Below are 576 nucleotides of genomic sequence, written 5' to 3'. Positions count from 1 at the left end.
AACAACTATTGTCAAGCCTCCGTTGCGGTAGTAGCGGTTGAGTGCTGGCAACTGATAACACAAGGATTTGCCGCCGCCCGTGGGCAGCACCGCCAGCGTATGCAACCCCTTCATACCTGATTGCACCACAGCACGTTGTCCACCATCAAATCCTTTTACATCGCGAAAAGTCGGTAGTTTGAAATAACGCTGTAACTGCGCCTCAGGATTGAGCGTATCCTGACAATAACGGCATTCCGTACTACCGCAATCATGGTCGCGCAATTCGGCAATCAGCCGAGCCGTATCGGGAAACTGGTGCCTCACCCACGGAGCTAACACAGAATTACCACCAGAGACATTTAACCAAGATAAGGCATAGCCGAGGGAAGGATATATGGCAGGATTACGGATGTCTGTTTTCATTAACTCCAAAAAACGTGTGCGGCAGACTTTCAGACGACCTCCCGCCCCAAGTCGCCCGCTACATCCGCGAACACAAACTGTACCAAAGCGGAAAATAGCGTAAATTCATACAGATAAGTTATAATACCGTCCAAACCCCATTTCATTCCCACCATTAGGAAAACAATGAAC

1 pseudogene is annotated in these 576 nt (G+C 49.1%); it reads right to left on the bottom strand.

The annotated features are described in order from the left end of the window. Positions 1-444: pseudogene (locus ACTHUM_RS17950) on the bottom strand (DEAD/DEAH box helicase); the annotation flags it as partial. Between the last annotated feature and the right edge of the window lie 132 nt (positions 445-576).

Source organism: Neisseria sp. P0021.S006 (assembly GCF_051956895.1).
Note: the sequence above shows the minus strand (reverse complement) of the source record. Positions and strands in the feature narration are given on the sequence as shown.